This is a genomic window from Streptomyces sp. NPDC039736, from assembly GCF_055596485.1.
Genome location: NZ_JBVIUQ010000003.1, coordinates 708,842 through 726,377 on the forward strand (window position 1 = coordinate 708,842; position 17,536 = coordinate 726,377).

The 17,536-nt window shown below is 71.2% G+C and carries 17 protein-coding genes and 1 pseudogene; 6 read left to right on the forward strand and 12 right to left on the reverse strand.

Going from position 1 to position 17,536, the window contains the following annotated elements; all coding sequences use genetic code 11:
• Positions 1-31: 31 nt before the first annotated feature.
• From ACZ56L_RS12675 to ACZ56L_RS12685, 3 genes are all read right to left on the reverse strand, one after another.
• Positions 32-1,063, reverse strand: coding sequence for a LacI family DNA-binding transcriptional regulator (locus tag ACZ56L_RS12675; RefSeq protein ID WP_468689186.1), 1,032 nt, complete (start codon positions 1,061-1,063; stop codon positions 32-34).
• Between the two features lie 586 nt (positions 1,064-1,649).
• The gene (locus ACZ56L_RS12680) at positions 1,650-2,045 is read right to left on the reverse strand and encodes a PPOX class F420-dependent oxidoreductase (protein WP_471063670.1); all 396 of its coding nucleotides are present in this window, start codon (positions 2,043-2,045) and stop codon (positions 1,650-1,652) included.
• Positions 2,029-2,691: a TetR/AcrR family transcriptional regulator gene (locus ACZ56L_RS12685; RefSeq protein WP_401761907.1), complete on the reverse strand. Its 663-nt coding sequence runs from the start codon at positions 2,689-2,691 to the stop codon at positions 2,029-2,031. The genes ACZ56L_RS12680 and ACZ56L_RS12685 overlap by 17 nt, the downstream gene beginning before the upstream one ends.
• Before the next feature lie 985 nt (positions 2,692-3,676).
• Between ACZ56L_RS12685 and ACZ56L_RS12690 the strand changes: the two genes are divergently transcribed.
• Positions 3,677-4,192: a hypothetical protein gene (locus ACZ56L_RS12690; protein WP_471063672.1), complete on the forward strand. Its 516-nt coding sequence runs from the start codon at positions 3,677-3,679 to the stop codon at positions 4,190-4,192.
• 220 nt (positions 4,193-4,412) lie between these two features.
• On the opposite strand, the gene ACZ56L_RS12695 is transcribed toward ACZ56L_RS12690, so the two are convergent.
• Positions 4,413-4,979, reverse strand: a complete 567-nt coding sequence (locus tag ACZ56L_RS12695; protein ID WP_401761902.1) for a hypothetical protein — start codon at positions 4,977-4,979, stop codon at positions 4,413-4,415.
• A 323-nt stretch (positions 4,980-5,302) separates the two neighbouring features.
• Between ACZ56L_RS12695 and ACZ56L_RS12700 the strand changes: the two genes are divergently transcribed.
• Positions 5,303-5,461 carry a hypothetical protein gene (locus ACZ56L_RS12700; RefSeq protein WP_471063674.1) on the forward strand — a complete coding sequence of 53 codons (159 nt, stop codon included), beginning with the start codon at positions 5,303-5,305 and terminating at the stop codon, positions 5,459-5,461.
• A 602-nt stretch (positions 5,462-6,063) separates the two neighbouring features.
• Positions 6,064-7,326 carry an FUSC family protein gene (locus tag ACZ56L_RS12705; RefSeq protein ID WP_345227218.1) on the forward strand — a complete coding sequence of 421 codons (1,263 nt, stop codon included), beginning with the start codon at positions 6,064-6,066 and terminating at the stop codon, positions 7,324-7,326.
• A gap of 422 nt (positions 7,327-7,748) precedes the next feature.
• Here the strand turns inward: ACZ56L_RS12705 and ACZ56L_RS12710 are convergent, their stop codons facing one another.
• The gene (locus ACZ56L_RS12710) at positions 7,749-8,270 is read right to left on the reverse strand and encodes an alpha/beta hydrolase fold domain-containing protein (RefSeq protein WP_468689196.1); all 522 of its coding nucleotides are present in this window, start codon (positions 8,268-8,270) and stop codon (positions 7,749-7,751) included.
• Positions 8,271-8,551: 281 nt separating this feature from the next.
• On the opposite strand from ACZ56L_RS12710, the pseudogene ACZ56L_RS12715 reads away from it, so the two are divergent.
• Positions 8,552-8,662, forward strand: a pseudogene (locus ACZ56L_RS12715) (IS5/IS1182 family transposase); the annotation flags it as partial.
• Between the two features lie 174 nt (positions 8,663-8,836).
• Here ACZ56L_RS12715 and ACZ56L_RS12720 read toward each other — a convergent pair.
• Entirely contained in the window at positions 8,837-9,280 is a 444-nt protein-coding gene (locus ACZ56L_RS12720) for a nuclear transport factor 2 family protein (RefSeq protein ID WP_471063677.1), read from the reverse strand.
• A 658-nt stretch (positions 9,281-9,938) separates the two neighbouring features.
• On the reverse strand, positions 9,939-11,510 hold the full coding sequence (locus ACZ56L_RS12725) for a helix-turn-helix domain-containing protein (protein ID WP_471063679.1): 1,572 nt from the start codon (positions 11,508-11,510) through the stop codon (positions 9,939-9,941).
• Positions 11,511-11,751: 241 nt separating this feature from the next.
• On the opposite strand from ACZ56L_RS12725, the gene ACZ56L_RS12730 reads away from it, so the two are divergent.
• Positions 11,752-12,003 carry a hypothetical protein gene (locus tag ACZ56L_RS12730; protein ID WP_345227211.1) on the forward strand — a complete coding sequence of 84 codons (252 nt, stop codon included), beginning with the start codon at positions 11,752-11,754 and terminating at the stop codon, positions 12,001-12,003.
• A 155-nt stretch (positions 12,004-12,158) separates the two neighbouring features.
• On the opposite strand, the gene ACZ56L_RS12735 is transcribed toward ACZ56L_RS12730, so the two are convergent.
• Entirely contained in the window at positions 12,159-12,674 is a 516-nt protein-coding gene (locus ACZ56L_RS12735; protein WP_471063681.1) for a hypothetical protein, read from the reverse strand.
• Between the two features lie 518 nt (positions 12,675-13,192).
• Between ACZ56L_RS12735 and ACZ56L_RS12740 the strand changes: the two genes are divergently transcribed.
• Positions 13,193-13,558: an STAS domain-containing protein gene (locus ACZ56L_RS12740; RefSeq protein WP_471063683.1), complete on the forward strand. Its 366-nt coding sequence runs from the start codon at positions 13,193-13,195 to the stop codon at positions 13,556-13,558.
• Positions 13,559-13,565: 7 nt separating this feature from the next.
• Here ACZ56L_RS12740 and ACZ56L_RS12745 read toward each other — a convergent pair whose 3' ends face one another.
• Genes ACZ56L_RS12745 through ACZ56L_RS12760 form a run of 4 tightly spaced genes read right to left on the reverse strand, consistent with a single transcriptional unit; the run spans position 13,566 to position 17,271 of the window.
• The gene (locus tag ACZ56L_RS12745) at positions 13,566-14,090 is read right to left on the reverse strand and encodes a MarR family winged helix-turn-helix transcriptional regulator (RefSeq protein ID WP_471063685.1); all 525 of its coding nucleotides are present in this window, start codon (positions 14,088-14,090) and stop codon (positions 13,566-13,568) included.
• A 51-nt stretch (positions 14,091-14,141) separates the two neighbouring features.
• Complete coding sequence (locus ACZ56L_RS12750) at positions 14,142-14,612, reverse strand: STAS domain-containing protein (protein WP_471063687.1); 471 nt, start codon at positions 14,610-14,612, stop codon at positions 14,142-14,144.
• Entirely contained in the window at positions 14,609-15,685 is a 1,077-nt protein-coding gene (locus tag ACZ56L_RS12755; protein ID WP_468689205.1) for a cobalamin B12-binding domain-containing protein, read from the reverse strand. The genes ACZ56L_RS12750 and ACZ56L_RS12755 overlap by 4 nt, the downstream gene beginning before the upstream one ends.
• The gene (locus ACZ56L_RS12760) at positions 15,682-17,271 is read right to left on the reverse strand and encodes a PP2C family protein-serine/threonine phosphatase (protein WP_468689207.1); all 1,590 of its coding nucleotides are present in this window, start codon (positions 17,269-17,271) and stop codon (positions 15,682-15,684) included. Before ACZ56L_RS12760 ends, ACZ56L_RS12755 begins: the two co-directional genes overlap by 4 nt.
• Positions 17,272-17,536: the final 265 nt, after the last annotated feature.

A 17,536-nucleotide genomic window follows, 5' to 3' on the forward strand; every position in this document is an offset into this window, starting at 1 on the left:
GCCCGCGCGGGCGAGTTCCGCTGCCGCGGACTCACCGCGTCGTCGACCGGCGTACGACCACCCGCGGCTCGGGCGCCGTCGCCACCGCGGCGGCGTCCTCGCCGCGCAGCCGGCCGAGCAACAGGGCGACGGCGTCCGACGCGGCACGGTCCAGATGCAGGTCGACGGCGGTCAACGGCGGCTCGCAGGTGCGCGCGCGGAGCCCGTCGTAGCGGGTGGCGACCAGCACGTCGTCCGGTACGGACCGCCCGCTGTCCGTCACGGCCCGCACCGCGCCCACCGCGAACGCGTCCACCATGGCGCACACCGCGTCGAGCCCGGGGTGCGCGGCGAGCAGGGCCGCACAGCTCTCGTAACCGGCCTGCTCGCCGCCCTCCTCCGGAGCACTCGCCACAACGGGCTCCCAGCCGTACCGCCCGGCGACCCGCTCGTACGCGGCGAGGGCGTCGACCGAGGAGTGCCGCGCGCCGGCGCCGACGATGAGCGCGGGCCGCCGGGCCCCCTGCTCGTACAGGTGCCGCAGCAGGAGCTCGGCGACGAGCCCGCCCCGCAGGTCGACGTACGGCACCCGCTCGGCCTCCGATACGGGCCGCCCCAGCGCCACGTACGGGAGGTTCCGTTCCGCGAGCTGCGCCGCGGCGGCGTCGCCCACGTCCGGCTCGACCACGATGGCCCCGTCGATGTCCACGGAGTACAGCGCGGACGTCGACTGCACGGGCGGCACGAGCACCAGCGCGTAGTCGTGCAGCAGCGCGCTCTCCGCGGCGGCCGCGGCGACCTCCATGTAGAACCCGAGCCGTGACGGCCCGCCCGCCACGGCGAACGGCATCGACGAGGCGAGCGCGATGGTCTTCGCCTCGCCCCGCCGCAGCCGCTGGGCGCGGAGGTTGGGCCGGTACCCCAGCTCGGCGGCGGTCCGCTTGATGCGCTCACGGGTCCGGGGATCGACCTTTCCGATGCCGTTCAGCGCATGGGAGACCGTGGTCCGGGAGACCCCGGCTGCCTGAGCGACGTCGGAGATCGTCGGCGGCCTCGGGCGGGAACCGGAACCGGAGTGATGCATCTGCGCGGACGCTCCTTGCACATGACGGGTGAACAGTTCCCCTCATCTTCGCCGACCGCTCCGCCCGCCGAGCCGGACCGGGGCTTTCCACTGGTTACGCTTTCGCAGCCGGCCGGTGCGGCGGCCTTCAACCGGGCATGGCCCGCGACGAACCAGGGGAACCAGATGACCACCGAGATGCCACGCACAGCAGGACCCGGGCCCGCGGGCGCCCCCGGCAGACCTGTCGCCTACTTCAGCGACGAAGCCTCCGCCGTGATGAGACCCCTGCCCGGCCCGTCCCGGCGCCTGCGGTCGCCCTTGCAGACCCTGACGTGGCAGGAGCCCCCGGCCCCGGAGGCCGGGGACGACGAACTGCGATAGCCGAACCGGGCGGGAGGCGGACGCCGGTCGCCACAGGCACGGCGGACCGACGACTCGTCCGCCACGGGCTTCTCCACGGCTGCGAACTCGTGCCGTGCGCCGTGAGGTGTCGAGACGGGGAGCAGGGTGGTCCGCTCATGGAACGCGCCGGGGAATCCGGCGCACCCCGTGACGGGGGCCGGGGCCCGAACGGATCGCTCGGACCCCGGCTTCCGCTGCCTGCTCAGCGCCGAGGGGTGTGCAACGTGTCGACACTGATCGTCAGCAGGACGCGTTCCTGCTGTGGGCCGCCGAACTGGGGGTAGGGGCGCCCCAGATACTTGTGCGCCAGCTTGTCGATGTGCTGCTCGGCGCCCTGCGTCGTGGACGAGGTGACGGTGCCACGGGCTGCCCAGTAGCGGGCCGGCGCGGTCGGGTCGGCGATGGCGACGGCGACGCGTGGGTCGCGGGCGATGTTCTTCGTCTTCTGGTGCGTGGTCACCGTGTTGATGAGGATGTTGTCGCCGTCGGTGTCGACCCAGGTCTGGGTGATCTGCGGAGAGCCGTCGGGCATGAGGGTGGTCAGGAAGCAGAGGGCCGGGGTGTGCAGGACATCGACCAGGTCATTCGGCAGGTTCATGGGCGGCTTTCTTGTCTCGCGGTGCGGCGGGGACGCCGAAGAGGCGATCGATGAGGTTGTCGTCCGGCTGCCTGGCGGGCAGCTCGGCGTGCTGGAGCCCGGCGAGTGCCACAGTCAGGGCGCGCCGCCACAGGTCCGGGTCGACGTGTCGGGCGGCATCCATCACCGCACCGACCATGAGGTGGATGGTGACCAGGTCGGCGGGCAGGACCGCGGCCGGCAGCTGTCCGGCCCGGATCGCCCGCTTGAGCAGGTCCGCTGCGAGCGGCGTGATCCGAGCGCGCCCGCGGATCACGAGTTCGGACGACTGGTGACCGCCGCGCAAGAGCTGGCCGAGGCCACGGTTGCCCGCCTCCAGTTCGAGCTGCTGCTCCATGAACCAGGTGAGTCCGGCCCATGGGTCGTCGTACTGACACGCCTGCCGGGCGAGCTCGACCACCGCGTCGATGTGCTCGGCGAACAGGATGTCCACGAGCTCCTGCCGATCGGGGAACCGGCGGTAGACGGTGCCCATGCCGGTACCGGCAGCGGTGGCGATCTCCTCGTACGTCACCTCCAGTCCGTCACGCGCCATCAGGGCGTGGGCCGTCTCCAGCAGGAGTCGGCGATTGCGCTCCGCGTCGCGGCGCAGGGGGCGTTCTGCCATGCGCACAACGTAACAAGTGGAAAACCTCTTCTCAAGTTGAATTCACATTCCACTTCGGCTTCGTGCTGGTGTCGCGCCCCCTCCAGGGAGATGCCGCAGGCCACCCGGCCCATGAGTGTCGAGCCCTTCCGCCGACGAGGAAGGCGCGTCGGCCCCGGCGGCCGACCGCGTCCCTGTAGCTGGCGCACCGGCACAGGACCTCGGGCCGCTCGGACACCGGGCGGCCACCGCACAACCACGCCGACCACACCCGGTCCGGGGACACGCGGCCGTCGGCCTCCGGGCGTACGTGGAAGGCCCGTTCGGCCATGCCGCGCGGGCCGGGCATCGCAGGACACCGGCCTTTTCAGGCGAAACCGGCGACGGCACCGTCGTCGCCGGGAACGGCCGCGCCGGCACGAGTCCCGGCGGTACGCCGGCGTCGGGCCGTCAACGCCGGTGACGGCTGTGTTCTTGGCCCGAAGGTCCGGCATGCGGACGGACGAGCTGAGAGCGCCCGCGCTTTCGGCAGGGCCGGAACGTCGATATCCCGGCGTTCCGACGTACGGGTAGTCGGCCAGTCGGCGGCCTCGTCCCCCGTCGGCACCGCGAACTCCAGCGAACGGCAAAGGTGATCGGCTGAATCGGCCCCCCGTGAAAGCAGTCGAGGCGGTCGCCGTCCCAGGTGCGCACCGGGGGCTCGACGCTCACCCGGCGGCCGCGCTCACACGATGAACACCGGCCGCGCTCGCACGATGAACACGATGAAGTCGAGGGCCGGATCACCGCCGTACGGCAGGTGGATTCGCGGAACAGCGCATGCACCACTTCCCCTTCGGGGTCTCCCACCCGAGCGGTCGGGCTCTCAGCAGCATCATGTGTGATCACTCAGCCGGCGTGCGCCGTCTCGACGGGCTCCGGGCGCGCGTGCGCCCCTTGTACCCGGTCGGCGTCCCGGTGGATGCTGGAGAGGCCGGGGCTCCGCCCCCGCAGCGGACGGGGGAGTGTGCTGTTCGACGGAAACATCCTGGCCGGTCGTCCCTTCTCACTGGCACGGCCGACCGAGCGAGTGAGCACGCTGTCCCCAGCCGACGAAACGCGTCAGGAGAGACGAATGAAACGTGCAGCTGTAGGGCTGGCCGGACTGGTCGTTGCGAGTGCCGCCGCTTTCACGGGGGCGCCCGACAGTTCGGCAGCGGTCTCGACAGTGCCGACGACCTTCTACTGCTATCCCGCTGTGACGGCGGGAACGGTGTGCGAACCGTATCCGCCGGCCTGGAAGACTTCGGGCCCGCGCAAAATCTCCATTACGGTGACCGACCACGCCGCACTGGGCGAAAGGTGCCGACTCTACGTGGACGGCATCGGCTTGTTGTCCTGGGTCTACATCGATCCGGGAGACGATTCCAAGTTCTATCTCGGCACGGTGGAGGGGAACACCGGTTTCAACCTGCGCTGTCAGCGGCGTGCGGCCAGCGGTGACAAAGACGTCGGCGGGAGGGTGTGGCAGGACCGGGCGTGACCAGAACGAGTGCCGGTGACCCCACCGACAGGTGCTCTCGCCTGAAGGTCCTGGCGCACATCGTCCGGCAGGAACAAACAGGCCGGCGTGAAAACCAGGGTGGTCACCGAAGGCCAGGGACATGTGCCGGGTGCGGCCCGGCCCGTGAGCTGACCGCGACAGCGCACGACCCCCGACAGAGCCTTGTCGCGTGCACGTCCACGAGCCCCTTCAGATGTGGTCAGATGTGGGAAGTGAGGCCGGTGACGGGGTCGTGGGAGATCAGCGTCGGCATCCCCGGGGCGTACCGAACGGTTTCGCCGGTCATCAGGGCCCGTCGTCGGCCGGCCGTCGCGACTTCGGCCAGGAACCGCAGCACGGAGGCCACCCCCGCCTCGTCGAGGACGCTCTCGGGCCGGACGGAGAACTCGATCTCCTCCTCGTCGTGGGGCAGGGCGAAGAACCAGACGGCGCCGAAGCGGGCCCGGAAGGCGAAACTCGTCCCCCGGCCCTCCGGCTCGTCTGCCCAGACGCGGAAGAGGTCGGCGAAGGCCGGACGCACGGGATCAAGCGCGGAGTAAGGGTGCTCCACCTCGGTCTCGTCGGCTGCGACACGCAGACGTTCGAGGACCGCGATCCACTCGACCCGGGTCGTGTCGAGGACCCGAATGTCCCTCAGGCTGCCGTCGAGACGGAAGGCATCGCGCATCCAGGGCTGGGGCAGGCACCGCGCGCGCGTGCCGGGTTCACCGGCGTGCACGTCTTCGTGCGCCGGCTCGACCCGCCGCCTCGCGTTCGTCTCTTCCATGGCATCAAGGTAAAGGCCGTCTGCGACTGGCCGACACCGACGGGGGAGTCCAGCACATGGCGCAGGACCTCCAGGTCCGACGCCGGCAGCGGAAGCAGCCCCGCTTCTCCGTTTCATCCGCTTCTCGCAGCCGCAGGACGCGGGCGGGGGTGTCTGAAGTCGACGTGCCTTGTCGTCCCTCTCTTTCCCCGGAGTGTCTGAGCCCTTCTCTGCCCACACCCAAGCCGGCCGGTCTGCGCCGCAGCCCCCGTCCCCATCCCCGCCGGGCCGTCTGACCGCGGACCCTCGCGCCGCCGTCCTTCGTGATCCCACTGTCCACGGATATGTACCTTCCGGGTTTTCCGGCCACGGCCCGGGAACTGCCCACGGACGCCTCCGGCCTCCAACTCACCTTCACCGCATCCCTCTTCGGGCAGGCCGTCGGCCAACTGGCACTCGGGCCCCTCTCCGAGAGGTACGAACGCCGGAAGCCGATCCTCTGAGGAGTGGCGTTCGTGGGCCTCGTACCCGACGCCGCAGACGTCGACCCGGAGTTGGCGCACGGCACCCTTTCCGACGCGCGCCGGCCCGGAGTTCCGGTGACCGGGCAGTCACGGGAGCTCGAACTCGGGCAGACAGCGCTCGCCCACCACCCCGTACAAGACCTCCACTTTCTCGGGGAGGCCGCCGACCGTGACGTGCGGCCAGTCGATCCGGGCCCGCGCCTCGTCGACGAAGCCGCAGGACGGAAGCGGTCCCTACGGCAAGCGCGGAGTCGCGCAGCCAGGAGGAGCGGTAGTCCCCTCCCCGGCGGTGCCTCCGCCCCCCTGGACTGCGTTAGGCCGCTGCCGGGCGCGGAGCACACCTTCACCAGCACGTCGGTGAACGGGCCGCATGGACCCCTCGGCGATCTGCCGGCCGTTCTCGCCACGGCGAACGCCTGACGAACGTAGCGCCCGACGACCGGGTCGCCCGACGACCAGGTCGCCCGACGTGCGCGGATGCACTGCGGCGCGTGGCGCGTAGGACGCCCCCGCCGCCGTTTGTCCGGTTACGGTCCTGTCCGAATACGTTCGATGTGCCTGACGAAGGGAACAGCCTACGGATGCACAAGGTACGTAAGAAGGCCGCGACGGCTCTGCGGCGGATGAAGTGGCTCCGGGACCCCGCAGTCGTGCAGGCGCTGCGCTCGGCCGCCGCCGCGTCGATCGCCTACGTGATCGCGGTGCGCCTGTCCCCCGACAAGTCGGCGGCGCCGCTCACCGCGCCCCTCACCGCTCTGCTGGTCGTCCAGGTCACTCTGTACGCGACGCTCAAGATGAGCTTCCGCAGAGTGAACGCCGTGGTGGCCGGCGTCCTGGTCGCCATCGCCTTCAGCCAACTGGTCGGCCTGAGCTGGTGGAGCCTGGCGCTGGTGATCGTCGCGGCGCTGGGCGTCGGACACCTCGTGCGGGCGCACGAGTTCGTGGCGGAGGTGGCGATCAGCGCGATGCTGGTGCTCGGCGTGACCTCGCACGGGGCCCTGGCGTGGGCGCGGGTCGTGGAGACGCTGATCGGCGCGATCGTCGGTCTCGCCTTCAACTTCGTACTCGCGCCCCCGGTGTGGGTGGAGCAGGCGGGCGAGTCGATCGAGGGGCTGGCCCGGCGGGTGCGGCAACTGATGCTGCGGATGGGCGAGGAGGCCGCGGGCAGTACGGCGTTCCATGAGGCGGCGGCCCGGCTGCACGAGGCCCGCCGCCTCGACCACGAGATCGGCGAGGTGGACGAGGACCTCCGGCAGGCCGAAGACAGTCTGCGGCTCAACCCCCGCGTGCGCGAAGGGCTGCTGCACCGGGTGGTGCTGCGCTCCGGTCTGGACACGCTGGAGATCTGCACGGTGGTCATGCGGGTGCTCGCCCGCACCTTCACCGACCTCGCGAAGGAACGGGAACCCGAGCCGCTGTTCCCGCCTGAGACGGGTGCCAAGGTCGAACAGCTCCTGTCCGAGATCGCCGACGCCGTGGTCAGCTTCGCGGTCCTGGTCACCACCAGCGTCAGCGACAACGCCGAGTCCGCCGAGGAACGGCTCTCCGCCGAGCTGCGGCAGGCCGCGATCACCCGGGACAAGCTGGCCGCGCTGCTCCTCGACGACGTCCGGCGCGACCCGCGGCAGTGGCAACTGCAGGGCGCAGTGCTGAGCGAGGTCAACCGCATCATCGACGAAATGGACGTCGAGCACCGTTCACGCCGGCTCCTGGAGGAACTGGACCGGTACTCGCGTGAACAGCGCGAACGCATGCCGCGCCTGACCTCGCTGCGCGACCGTATACGGTCCCGGACCCGGCCGCGGAAGCGGAACCGCAGGGGTGCCGCGCGGCGTTCTCGTTGAGGACGCCGGACGCCGGACGCCGGACGCCGGACGTCGCACGCCGCACCGTGCGACTTCCACCTGCTCCATCGGCAGAGCCGCAATGACGTGAATGAACCTGAAGCCGCGTCAACCCGCTCCGGTCGGCTGATCAATACCCTCCGTGCACCGGGGAACCGCCCTTGCCGGACCGGGCGGCCTGGGCGGGCCGTCTGGTCGCGGGTGTGCCGGGTGTGCCGGGTGTGTCCGCCCGGGACCCGAGCGGGACGTCGATCCGCCGCCAGCACCCGCTCCAGCCAGGAACGACAGGTCTGCCACGCCGCCCGGCTGATCACCGCGCCCGAAACCACCAGGTTGAACATGTGGCAGCCCCTGGGACCACGCATGCAGCTCGGCAGAGTCGCCGGCCCGTCAGATACCGGTCGGTATGGGCGACGGCCTCGTCATGCAGCGTTTCCGCGGAGCCTGCGTCGGTGAAGGCGGGCGGCAGTCCGGACAGATCCGTGGAGCGGGCGGGCGCGGCGCAGGGCGACCCGTCTGTGCCCCACACCTGGACCTGGGCAGGGCCTTCCGCCCGGAGCCGTTCCGGCCTCGGCCCAGACATCGACCTTTTCCATCCGATGAGCCGAAGCACTGTCGTCGCGGTCGCCGAGCACGGGGCACAACAGCGACTGCCCGACCAGCCGCGGACCACCCCTGCCGCGCGCCGACAGACTCAGCGCGGCGGCCAGGCCACCGCCGGCACTCGTCCTCAGCTCAGCAGCGATCGCCTCCGGGCTCGCGACGGCCGCTCCCGCAGCGGCGGGCGGCACCACCGTGATCGCTTTCCGGGTCTGACCGGCTGTCACCCGCCTGCGTGCGCACGGGCCCGTCAGGATGCGGCCGGATGCAGGTGCCCGTACGGTCGTGCGTGCACGTTCCCGACAGGACGAAGCACCGGTGGTCCCGTGCCGTCGCACGTACACGGGGCCACCACTTCATCTCTCCGCGCACCGTCAGGCCCGCCGTCGCCGCACGGCTCCCGCACCGGTCCCGTGTTGTTCGACTGGGTGGAACTCGGCGGTGGGGACGTGCCGGTCATGCATTCGGCCCGCCTGTACCGGTCCCGTCTCGACATGCAACGGCACCACTGACGCTCACGCGGCAGACGGCACCCCAGCAGGCACCTCCTGTCCCGCCGGGGCCCGGACCCCACGAGTCGCAGGTGGCACCGAGACGGCGTACACAGACGGTATGAGCGATGCGTGAGGTGGCGCGTGAACGCGGCGGCAACGGTCCCGACGGAGGCCGGCCATGGGCGCTGCCGCTCGCCGAGCGGGTGCTGATGGTCACGGCGGCCGCCCGCCAGCGTTCGACACGATTGACCACCCCGAACGACACGAGGTCGAGTGCGGCAGCAACCGCCTCAGAAGGCACCGGCCAACCGCCACCCGCTACGACAAACCCGCCGTCCGCTACGAAGCAACCGTTCTCGTCGCAGCCGTCGACGAGTGGCTGTGACCAGAACTTTGGCCGGTGATCCGGTAGCCCCTCACCGGTCCTCCGTCTCGAACGCCCGGGCGACGGCGAGGCTGTCCTCGTAGACATGGTGCCGGGTGACAAGGCCGTCTTCGACGGTGAGGTGAAGGGCGAACCGGGCCCGATACGCCCGGCCCGTGGGCCGTGCCGTCTGGCGGATCTCGCCCAGCACGACCGCATCGTCTCCGTCGACAAGAACGTGCTCGACCTCAGTAGCGACGTGCTCCGGCACATGGTGCTCAGCAAGCTCGCGATAGTGTGCGGCCGCGTCGGCCCGGGTGGACCGGTGACGGATCCACGGCGTGGCGGTGCGGCCGTGTTCGCCTTCCGGCCAGTTGAGCTTCCAATCGCCGTGTTCGGCATACAGTTCGGCGATGCGCTCCGGGTCGCCTTCGCCGATCCTGCGCAGCAACTCCTCAACGACGGTGCGCGTGTTCGTACCTGTGGCCGTGGACATGGCATGCCTCTCCGTCTTGGTCCGCATCCTCTGACACGGAGTGATCGCCAACCCTGCCGGCACAGCCCGGCCGAGACGATTACCCCTGAAGTAAGGCGAGCGCATCAGCGGGATCCACTTCTTGTCCCCGGGCCGTCGACGTCCTCGGGTACGTGCTCCTCGTCGGCCGCGAGGTGCGTATCCACCTTCTCGTCGGTGTCCAGCCCGACAGCGGCGCCCTAGGCGAGTGGCAGGAGAACAAGCGCAGCCCCGTCCGATCGGCCGTGGCGAGCAGCCCCATGCCACGCAGGGACTCCAGTGCGCGGTTCGCGGCCTCGCGCGGCCTGCCGATCTGCGGAGAACCGGTGCCCATCGGGGCGGGACCGACTCGAAGTTCGCACGCGCATGCTGTCACGGCAAACCTTCAAGATCCCCCGAAGGAAGAGCTGCGCTCTTCGTCGATGACAGCCCTCCGGATCCGCTGGAGGAACCCCTCTGCGCAGGGCTCGTCGAGGAGGCCGACACCCTCGCCCTTGTGTGCACGGCGGCCTACGGAACCGTGACCGGCCACTCGTACGGTCACCTCAGCCCGAGGACGGGCTCGGCTCCTTCTGACACGCACCCTCACGACCCGGTCGGTCCACAGCAGCGGCCGTCGGCCTGGTCCTCGGCCATCTCCCTACTGCTGTGTGGCACGGGTGAGTTTTTTCGCGGGGCCGTGGAGGCCGGGGGACCTCCAGGTGAGGTGGAGGTCTTCGGGCCACACCAGCGGGTATGCGGTGCCGGGGTTCGGGGTGCGGTGGGCCTGCCAGGTGAGGTGGCATCCGGTGAGCAGGGGGGTCTTGCCCGGGGTGCGCGGGAGGAGGATCTGATTCCTGAGGGTTCCCTCGGCCAGCAGACGGCCGCGTGCGGCGGTGCGTAGCTGCCACCGCACGTGTACGTCTTCAGGGACCCGTCCCCGCAGGCGGAGGAAGCCGCCGAAGGCTGCGGTGAGGTACTGCGGCCGTACGTCGTCGGGGAGCGGATGTTTGCGGCCGGAGCGCCGCCACGGGACGTCCAGGCGCACCGAACCGCCGGTGGGTGCCGACGGGTGTCCCTTCTGCGGCTTTCGTGGGTGCTGCGGCTTGATGCGGAGCTCTCGCGGGTTCTGGCGGTCGCCGACCGACGTGATGGTCCACCCCTGGACGCTCCCGCCGCCGACCACGAGGGGGGTGGGCAGGCTTCGGTGGTGTACCCACAGCGTTCCCAGTACGGCCGCGAGTGGCGAGATCATGAGCAGCAGGAGCCACCCGCCCGGGATCCTGTCCGCCCTGTCGAGACCGGCCTGCTGAAACGACGCGACCTGAAGGCCGCAGGCCAGCACGATCAGGACCACGCTCAGCACCGTGCGCCGGAAATCGGTACGCGGGACAGCCGACAGAACGCGGGAGGGAGCACGCCCGCCACCCGGTGACCGCGCAGAAGCAGGCCCGGGCGGTGCGAAGGAGACGACCTCTCCGGGCTCCGTGTGCACCGCCCCGGCGGCCACGGGGGCGGTGACCTGCGTTGCCATGCCGGGAACGGTCTCCCCGCCCGCTGTCGGCGGGGCTTCGTCGCGGAGCCTCTCCACCTGGTGGCGCAGCACCGTAACCTCTCTGCGCAGCAGGTGCACTTCCGCGTGGTGCGCGGTCAACTCGCCCTCGATCTGCCGGGCATAACGCCGGGCGTGCGCCAACTGCTCCTGCTGGACGGCCAAAGCGGCCCGGCCGGCATCACGCTCTTCTTCCGCGGCCGCCCGCCCCGCGAGGGCCTGGTCGAGCTCGTTCTCCAGAGCGCCCAGCCGTACGGCGACTTCCTCCAGTTCCCCGGCGGTCGCCCGGTGCGCCTCCTCGCTGCGGGCACGCGCATCGGTGGCCCGCCTTGCTTCTTCCATCCAGTACAGCGCCCTGGTGTCCGGACGCGGGCTGCTTCTCTGCGCCGCCCGACGCAGCACGTTCAGCTCCTCCACAACCTCCGGCGCGACCTCCTCGCCTCGGTCCGCCAGGAAGGCCACGGCGGCCTGGACGAACTCTGCTGGTGCGATCCGTTCCCCGGACAGGTACCGCGACACCGTCGAAGGGGCGACGTGCGTGGCCTTCGCGAGCGCGTTCTGCGAGGTGTTCGCCAGCCCCGGCTCCAGCATGTCGCCCAACGCCCGCGCGTACGCCGCGGCCCGCACCTCGGCCTCGCGCCGTACGGCCGCGGACTCCTCACGCCCACCAGCTTCGCTCATGCTGCTCCCACTCCTGCGGGCCCGCCCTCCACCTTCACGGGCGGGACGTACGGCGGTGCTGTGATTGTCACGCACGGTGCGGGGCCCGGGGGAGTGGTTGACGAGATCGCCGTCCGTTGCCATTCGTGCGGGAACACCTTCCAGGGCCCGTTCCCGCTTCTGCAGGATCGTCCGGCCCGCCACGCTCGGTTTCGTCCCCGCACGTCCAGGTGCGGGGAGGGGAAGAAGCGGGGGCAGGCTGATGACGAACGGTCAGAACATGGCGCCGGGCATCGTGTCGGGAGTGAGCGGCCTCGCGCAGGCCCTGGTCGGCGCACCCCCGTGGTGCGTGGTCGCCTGCCTCGCCCTCAGCCTCGCGCTGGGCGCCCTGCAGGTGGTGTTCCCGCAGGACTCCACCGACCGCCTCGGCTGGTGGGCAGGCCGCCGGACCTACCTGTACCAGCGGCGCCTCCTGCGCACCGCACGCCGCCGCGGTCAGCCTCCGGTCCGGTGAGGTTCCGGCGACCGGCCGGGCAGCCTGTCCGTTCACCGTGGATGCGGTGCCACAGGCTGCCCGACGACCCCGACGGCCCCGACGGCGAGGACGTGCGCCACGCGGTCGTCGGTCAGCTCTCGCTCACCTGCCGGGTGAACCGCCCCCGCCCACCGTCAGTTCTCCTCGGTGCCCATGGCTTCGAAGGTTCCGCGCATCAACTGGTCGATGGTGCCCGGCTTCTCGGCCAGGGTGTCGAAGAGATCAGCGAGCAGCCACAGCACGAAGCCGTGGACCGTCGCCTCCTTCGGCCCGATCGTCCCGAACCGGTCGCGCCAGGCCACGGTGTCCATGCCCATCGCGGCAGCCATGAGGACACCGGTGGCCATCGGCACCTGCTCCGGGTCAGCCGACTCGAAGGAGGGCAGCTTGCGGATCACGGCGGGGATGAGGTCGTTGAGCGGATCGAGCCGATCCCCGCCGGGCGGTTCCCCGATCAGGTACCCGGTCAGGACCCCCACCAGGAACACCGTGCCCCGCGAAACCTCCTCGCGCCCCACGGAGTCCATCGCCGCCCGCACCCGCTGCTGCGCCTTCCGGCGCTCCTGGGCGGGTGTCCGCTTCTCCAGGGCCCGGTAGGCGTCCCACGCCGCACGGACCGCCTCGTCCACCACCACTCCGTCGCTGTTCATGAAGGCGACCGTATAGGCGGGGCGACGGGATCCGCGAAGGGCGTCCGGGAAACCGCGCTCCATGATCCATCGGCTCACCTGTCCGCCATGGACATCACCCGGATCGGCTCGTCGCGGCAGTGGGACCCGTGGAGTCGCCACAAGGGCACGACATCAGCCGTTGGCTCCCGCGCCACGTGCTCCAGTCGGCTCCGGCGGCCCTCCGACCGTGCTTGATCATTGGCGGCATGTCGTCTTTGCCCCGCACCTGCCCGACGGATCCGTCGATGAGCGCTCGCACGATGTCCGCGTGGCCGGCATGCCGCTGAGTGATCGGAGCTCACGCACACCAGGATGTGGCGGGGTGCCGCCTCGCGGGCGCCACCCCGCCCCTGCCCAGCCGTGACCGACCACGCCCGGCGGGACGGCGGGCGCCCACCCGCATTGCGTGGGCCGGTCTCCACCGGCAGGTCTGCTCAAACTGCTGTGCCACGCTTCCTTCCCCGGTGGTCGAGTGGGTTGTCTGACATGCTCCATACGTGGCAGATCCTGCGGAACGCCTTGACGACGTGCTGGCTGTGCGGCACCGCCCGTACGTGCTCCCGCCCGCTTACGTGCTGTCCGTCATAGGGTCGGTGGAGCCGTGGAACGCCAAAGCGCTGGCCGCTCAGTTCGGGCAGGCTTCAGCCGGGCGCACGGTGCTGGTGGTGGATCTGCACGAGCTGGTCTTCGGGGGCTGGGACCTGATCGGGGTCCTCCTGGACGCCCGCAGCCGACATCCCGCCGTGGTCCTGGTGGGTCCGCTCCCGCCCTTGTTGTGCGTGCGGTTCGCGGTGACGGGCGCCGGTGCGCTGTTCCCCGTCGCTCCCACTCTCGCGGAGGCCCTCGTCGCTTCCGTTCCGTAGGAGCCGGTCAGGCGGACCGGGCCGGACGGCCGGCCCGCGGGAGCGCGGTGTCCGCGGTCTGCGGGCGTACGGCGTACAGGGGAGAGCGGTCGGCGGCCAGGGCGCGGTGGAGGGTGTCGAGGGCGCTGCTGAGGGCGGTGTGCTCTTCCTCGGGCAGGCCGGCCAGGGCCTGCTGGAGGAAGAGCTCGCGGCCTGCGCGGACCTGGGCCAGGTGGGCGCGGCCGGCCGGGGTGAGGGCGAGAGTGATCTCGCGTCCGCTGGCGGGGTGCGGGTCGCGCTGGACGAACCCGGCGGCCTGGAGGCGGTCGACGAGGCGGCACACCGAGGGCGGCGACGCGCCGAGCCGGTGGGCGAGGGTGCGCATGGGGATGTGGTCCTGGCCGTCGATGACTCTCATGGCCCTCAGCTGCGGTGCGGGCAGCAGCGGGTTGGGGGCGTCGTGGCGGTTCTGCTCGAAGAGCAGGTCCAGGAGTTCGGCGAGGCGGGCTGTCCGGTGGGCGGTGTGGCGAGCGTGATCGGTGCGCTCGGTCATGTCGTTACCCGTCCGAGGAAGGCAGGTTCCTCATCGTGGTGGCTGGGGCGGTCAGGCAGTGGTCTCCGGTTCGGCGGGCCGCGGCGGCGGCCCGGTGGGGAGGGAGGCGGATATGACCTCCTCCCATGGTTGACGATATGCCTTTTCCCGGGAGCGGCGCCCCCCGCCGGCGCCGGCCGCTTCGGGATCGAGGTGGGCGAGGCAGCCGGTGATCTCCAGGATCCGGTCCACGGCCGACGGTCGGGCATCGAGGTGCAGCGTGATCCGGGCAGCGGTGGTGCGCCGGTGCAGCATCAGCAGGGCGGACAGCCCCATGGAGTCCATGCCGGTGAGTCCTGCGCAGTCCAGGCGCAGAACGGCGGTGCGCGGGCGGTCCTGGAGGTGTCCGCAGGTCTGGTCGAGGAAATCGTCGGCGCTGCCGTGGCCCAGGTGCCCCTTCAGGGCGAGTTCCAGCAGCCGGGCATCGGTGCCGGTGACCGCTTCCAGGCGCAGGGGCGGGTCGAAGGGGTACGGCGGCGTCATGCCTGCTCCTGGGCGAGGCGGCCGTTGTGCGGCGGGGCGAGACGGCCGGCGGCATGGCGCAGCATGTCCGCGGCGCGGGAGAAGTCCTTGAGTTCCTCGCCGAGGATGTGCAGGACCGGGACCAGGGAGCGGGCGGGCACGTTGCGGGCGGTGAGGATTCCCGCGGTCCAGGCGAGGAACGTGGTGAAGAGGTCGGCGTCGTCGGTGTAGAGGGCGGTGGCCAGGAAGTCGACGATGTGCGCGACGTCCTCGGCCGTGCGCCCCCGCTGGGCAGGGGTGTAGGCGCGCATCGCGGGGAAACGGTCCTCCAGCCCCGCCATCACCGTCCGCACGAGCTGGGTCCTGGTGCGGGTGACCATCGTGTACTCCTGGTCCCCCAGGTGGGGCAGGTCGTCGATGGGCTGATGGGCCGGGGCGGGACGTCGCAGCGGCCCCTGGTCGAGCCGGTCGGCTGCCGCTCCTGCGTCGGGTGCCCAGGCGTCCGCGCCCAGCAGGGCGGCGTACTGGCCGCGGGGTCCGAAGGCGGCGCCGCCGACGAGGACGGGGGTGCCGGTGGCCTGGACGGCGGTGATCGCGGCGTGCGCGACCGGGAGCCGGGTGGGGATGGAGCTGGAGAGGGCCACGAGGTCGGGGCCGACGTGGTGGACGTGCTGGATGAGGTGGTCGGTGGTGACCTGGGCGCCGAGGTAGTCCACCGCCCAGCCGCGCAGTTTGAGGACTTCGGCGAGCAGTCGGGCGGGCAGCCCGTGCCACTCCCCGTCCACGCACGCCACCACGACCCTCCCCTTCACCGGCGTGCCCGGGGCGGCGGCGGTGCGGTGGGAGAGGGCGGCGATCGCCCGGTCGTTGATCGCGGACGCGGCGTGCTCCTGGGCGACGGTGAGGCGGTTGGCCGCCCATTCCTCTCCGACGCGGCGCTGCACCGGGGCGATCAGACTCAGCAGCACCTCCTGCGCGGGCAGACCGTGCTCCAGGGCGTCGAAGACGACGAGGGTCGCGGCGTGTTCGTTGCCGGTGGACACCGCCTCCCACAGCAGGTCCTGCGGAGTCGGGGGGAGGGTGGTGCTCGTCACGCGGTGAACCTGCCTTTGGTGTGTCCGCCCACCATGCTCAGGTGGTGGGTCCTGGGGGCGGTGATGACCATGACCGCCATGTCGTCGTGCGGGCCGGTCCCGACCCACTGGGAGGCGAGCATCTGCACGTGTTCCACCACCGCTTCGCCGGGCATCCCCGCACACCGTGACAACGCCTCCTGGAAGCGTTCGTCACCGAACATCTCGCCGCCCATGGGGCCGCCCTTGGCCTCGGTGAACCCGTCGGTGAACAGCACACAGAAGTCGCCCGGCGCCAGGGTCTCGTGCACGGTGGTGGCGCGTGCCTCGGGGAACGCGCCGACCAGGGTGCCGCGGGAGGCGCCCTCCTCGACCGTGCCGTTGGCGCGGACGAGCAGCACCGGCGGGTGCCCGGCGCTGGTCACCCGCAGCTTCACCGTCCCTCCTTCCCGCACCGCCGAGACCAGGACGAGGGTGGCGAAGCGGGTGTGGTGGGAGCTGAGCAGGGCCCCGTTGAGGAGCTCCAGCATCCGCTGGTGATTGCCCGCCATCGGCAGCAGGGCGTGCAGGGTGTTGCGGATCTTGCCGGTGAGGACGGCCGCCTCCAGGCCCTTGCCGCTCACGTCGCCGAGAACGGCGAAGGAGGGTTCGCCCTCGACGCTGGCGGGGTGGACGTCGTAGAAGTCGCCGCCGATGCGCTCGCGGTCCTTCGACGGCCGGTAGCCGCCGGCGAACTCCACCCCGGAGATCTGGTGCAGCACCGGCGGCAGCAGCTCCCGCATCAACACCTGCGACACCGACGACTGCTCGGCGTACATGCGGGCCGCGGACATCGCCGCCCCCGACCGTGCGGCGAAGAGGCGGGCGAAGACCTCCTCCTCCTCACTGAACGCCGCCTCTCCGCTGCGGCGCAGCAGAATGAGGGCACCCGCGGGCACACCGTGGCCGGGCAGCGGGGTGACCACGATCGAGCCGACATGCCCGTCGAAACCTTCGGGGATCAGCCACTGGGGGGCGGTCACCGGGTCGATCCAGCGGGACGGCACCGGCGGGAAGCCCTGCAACGCCTCGGCGAGACCGGGGACTTCCCGCGGGTCGACCTCCCACTCATCACGGACCGGCCGCCGGCCGCGCAGGCAGCTGACCACCGGCAGCCGGTAACCGCTGCTCGGGGCGATGACTACGGCGGCGTCCGCCAGGTGTTCGGCGGCGAGCTGCGCGGTCACGTCCATGCACCGCTCCAAGTTCAGCGAGGACAGCAGGGCGTTGGACGCCTCCGCCAGAAACGCGGTTCGCTCCTGCTCGATGTGCAGAGCCTCGCGGGCGAGCCGGTGGTCGGTGTCGTCCATCAGCCACCACACCACATCCCCGTCGTCCTGCACCGTCGGATGCGCCTCGTACGACCGGTGCGCGACGTCACCGGACACCACCGTGCCCGCACCGTGCGCGTTCGTGGCCACCTTGTGGGCGTGGGCGTCCGCGAGCCAGGGAACCGTGCAGTCCGCCAGGGCCAGCCCGGGGGCCGCGGTCGGGAACAGGGCGGTGGCATGATCATTGGCGTGCCGCACGGTGCCCGACCGGTTGGCGATCAGGACGGGGTAGGGCACAGACGTCCACGCCAAAGACGCCGGAGCGCGGGGGCCCACTGCGTGTTCTTGCCGTGTGGAAGTCACAAGCACAGGGCCCGCGGTGCGAACCCCTCACCTCAATCAGCCGGAAACCGTTGTCGTACGACAACAATCCACCACTGGACCACACACTGGCAAGCCGCCCCCTGTCCGGATGCCCCCAGACCGGTCGCCCACGCTCTTCGCCACGCCGGAGGGCACGGGAACATCACATCGAGCCGTCACCACATGAAACAGCAGTCGA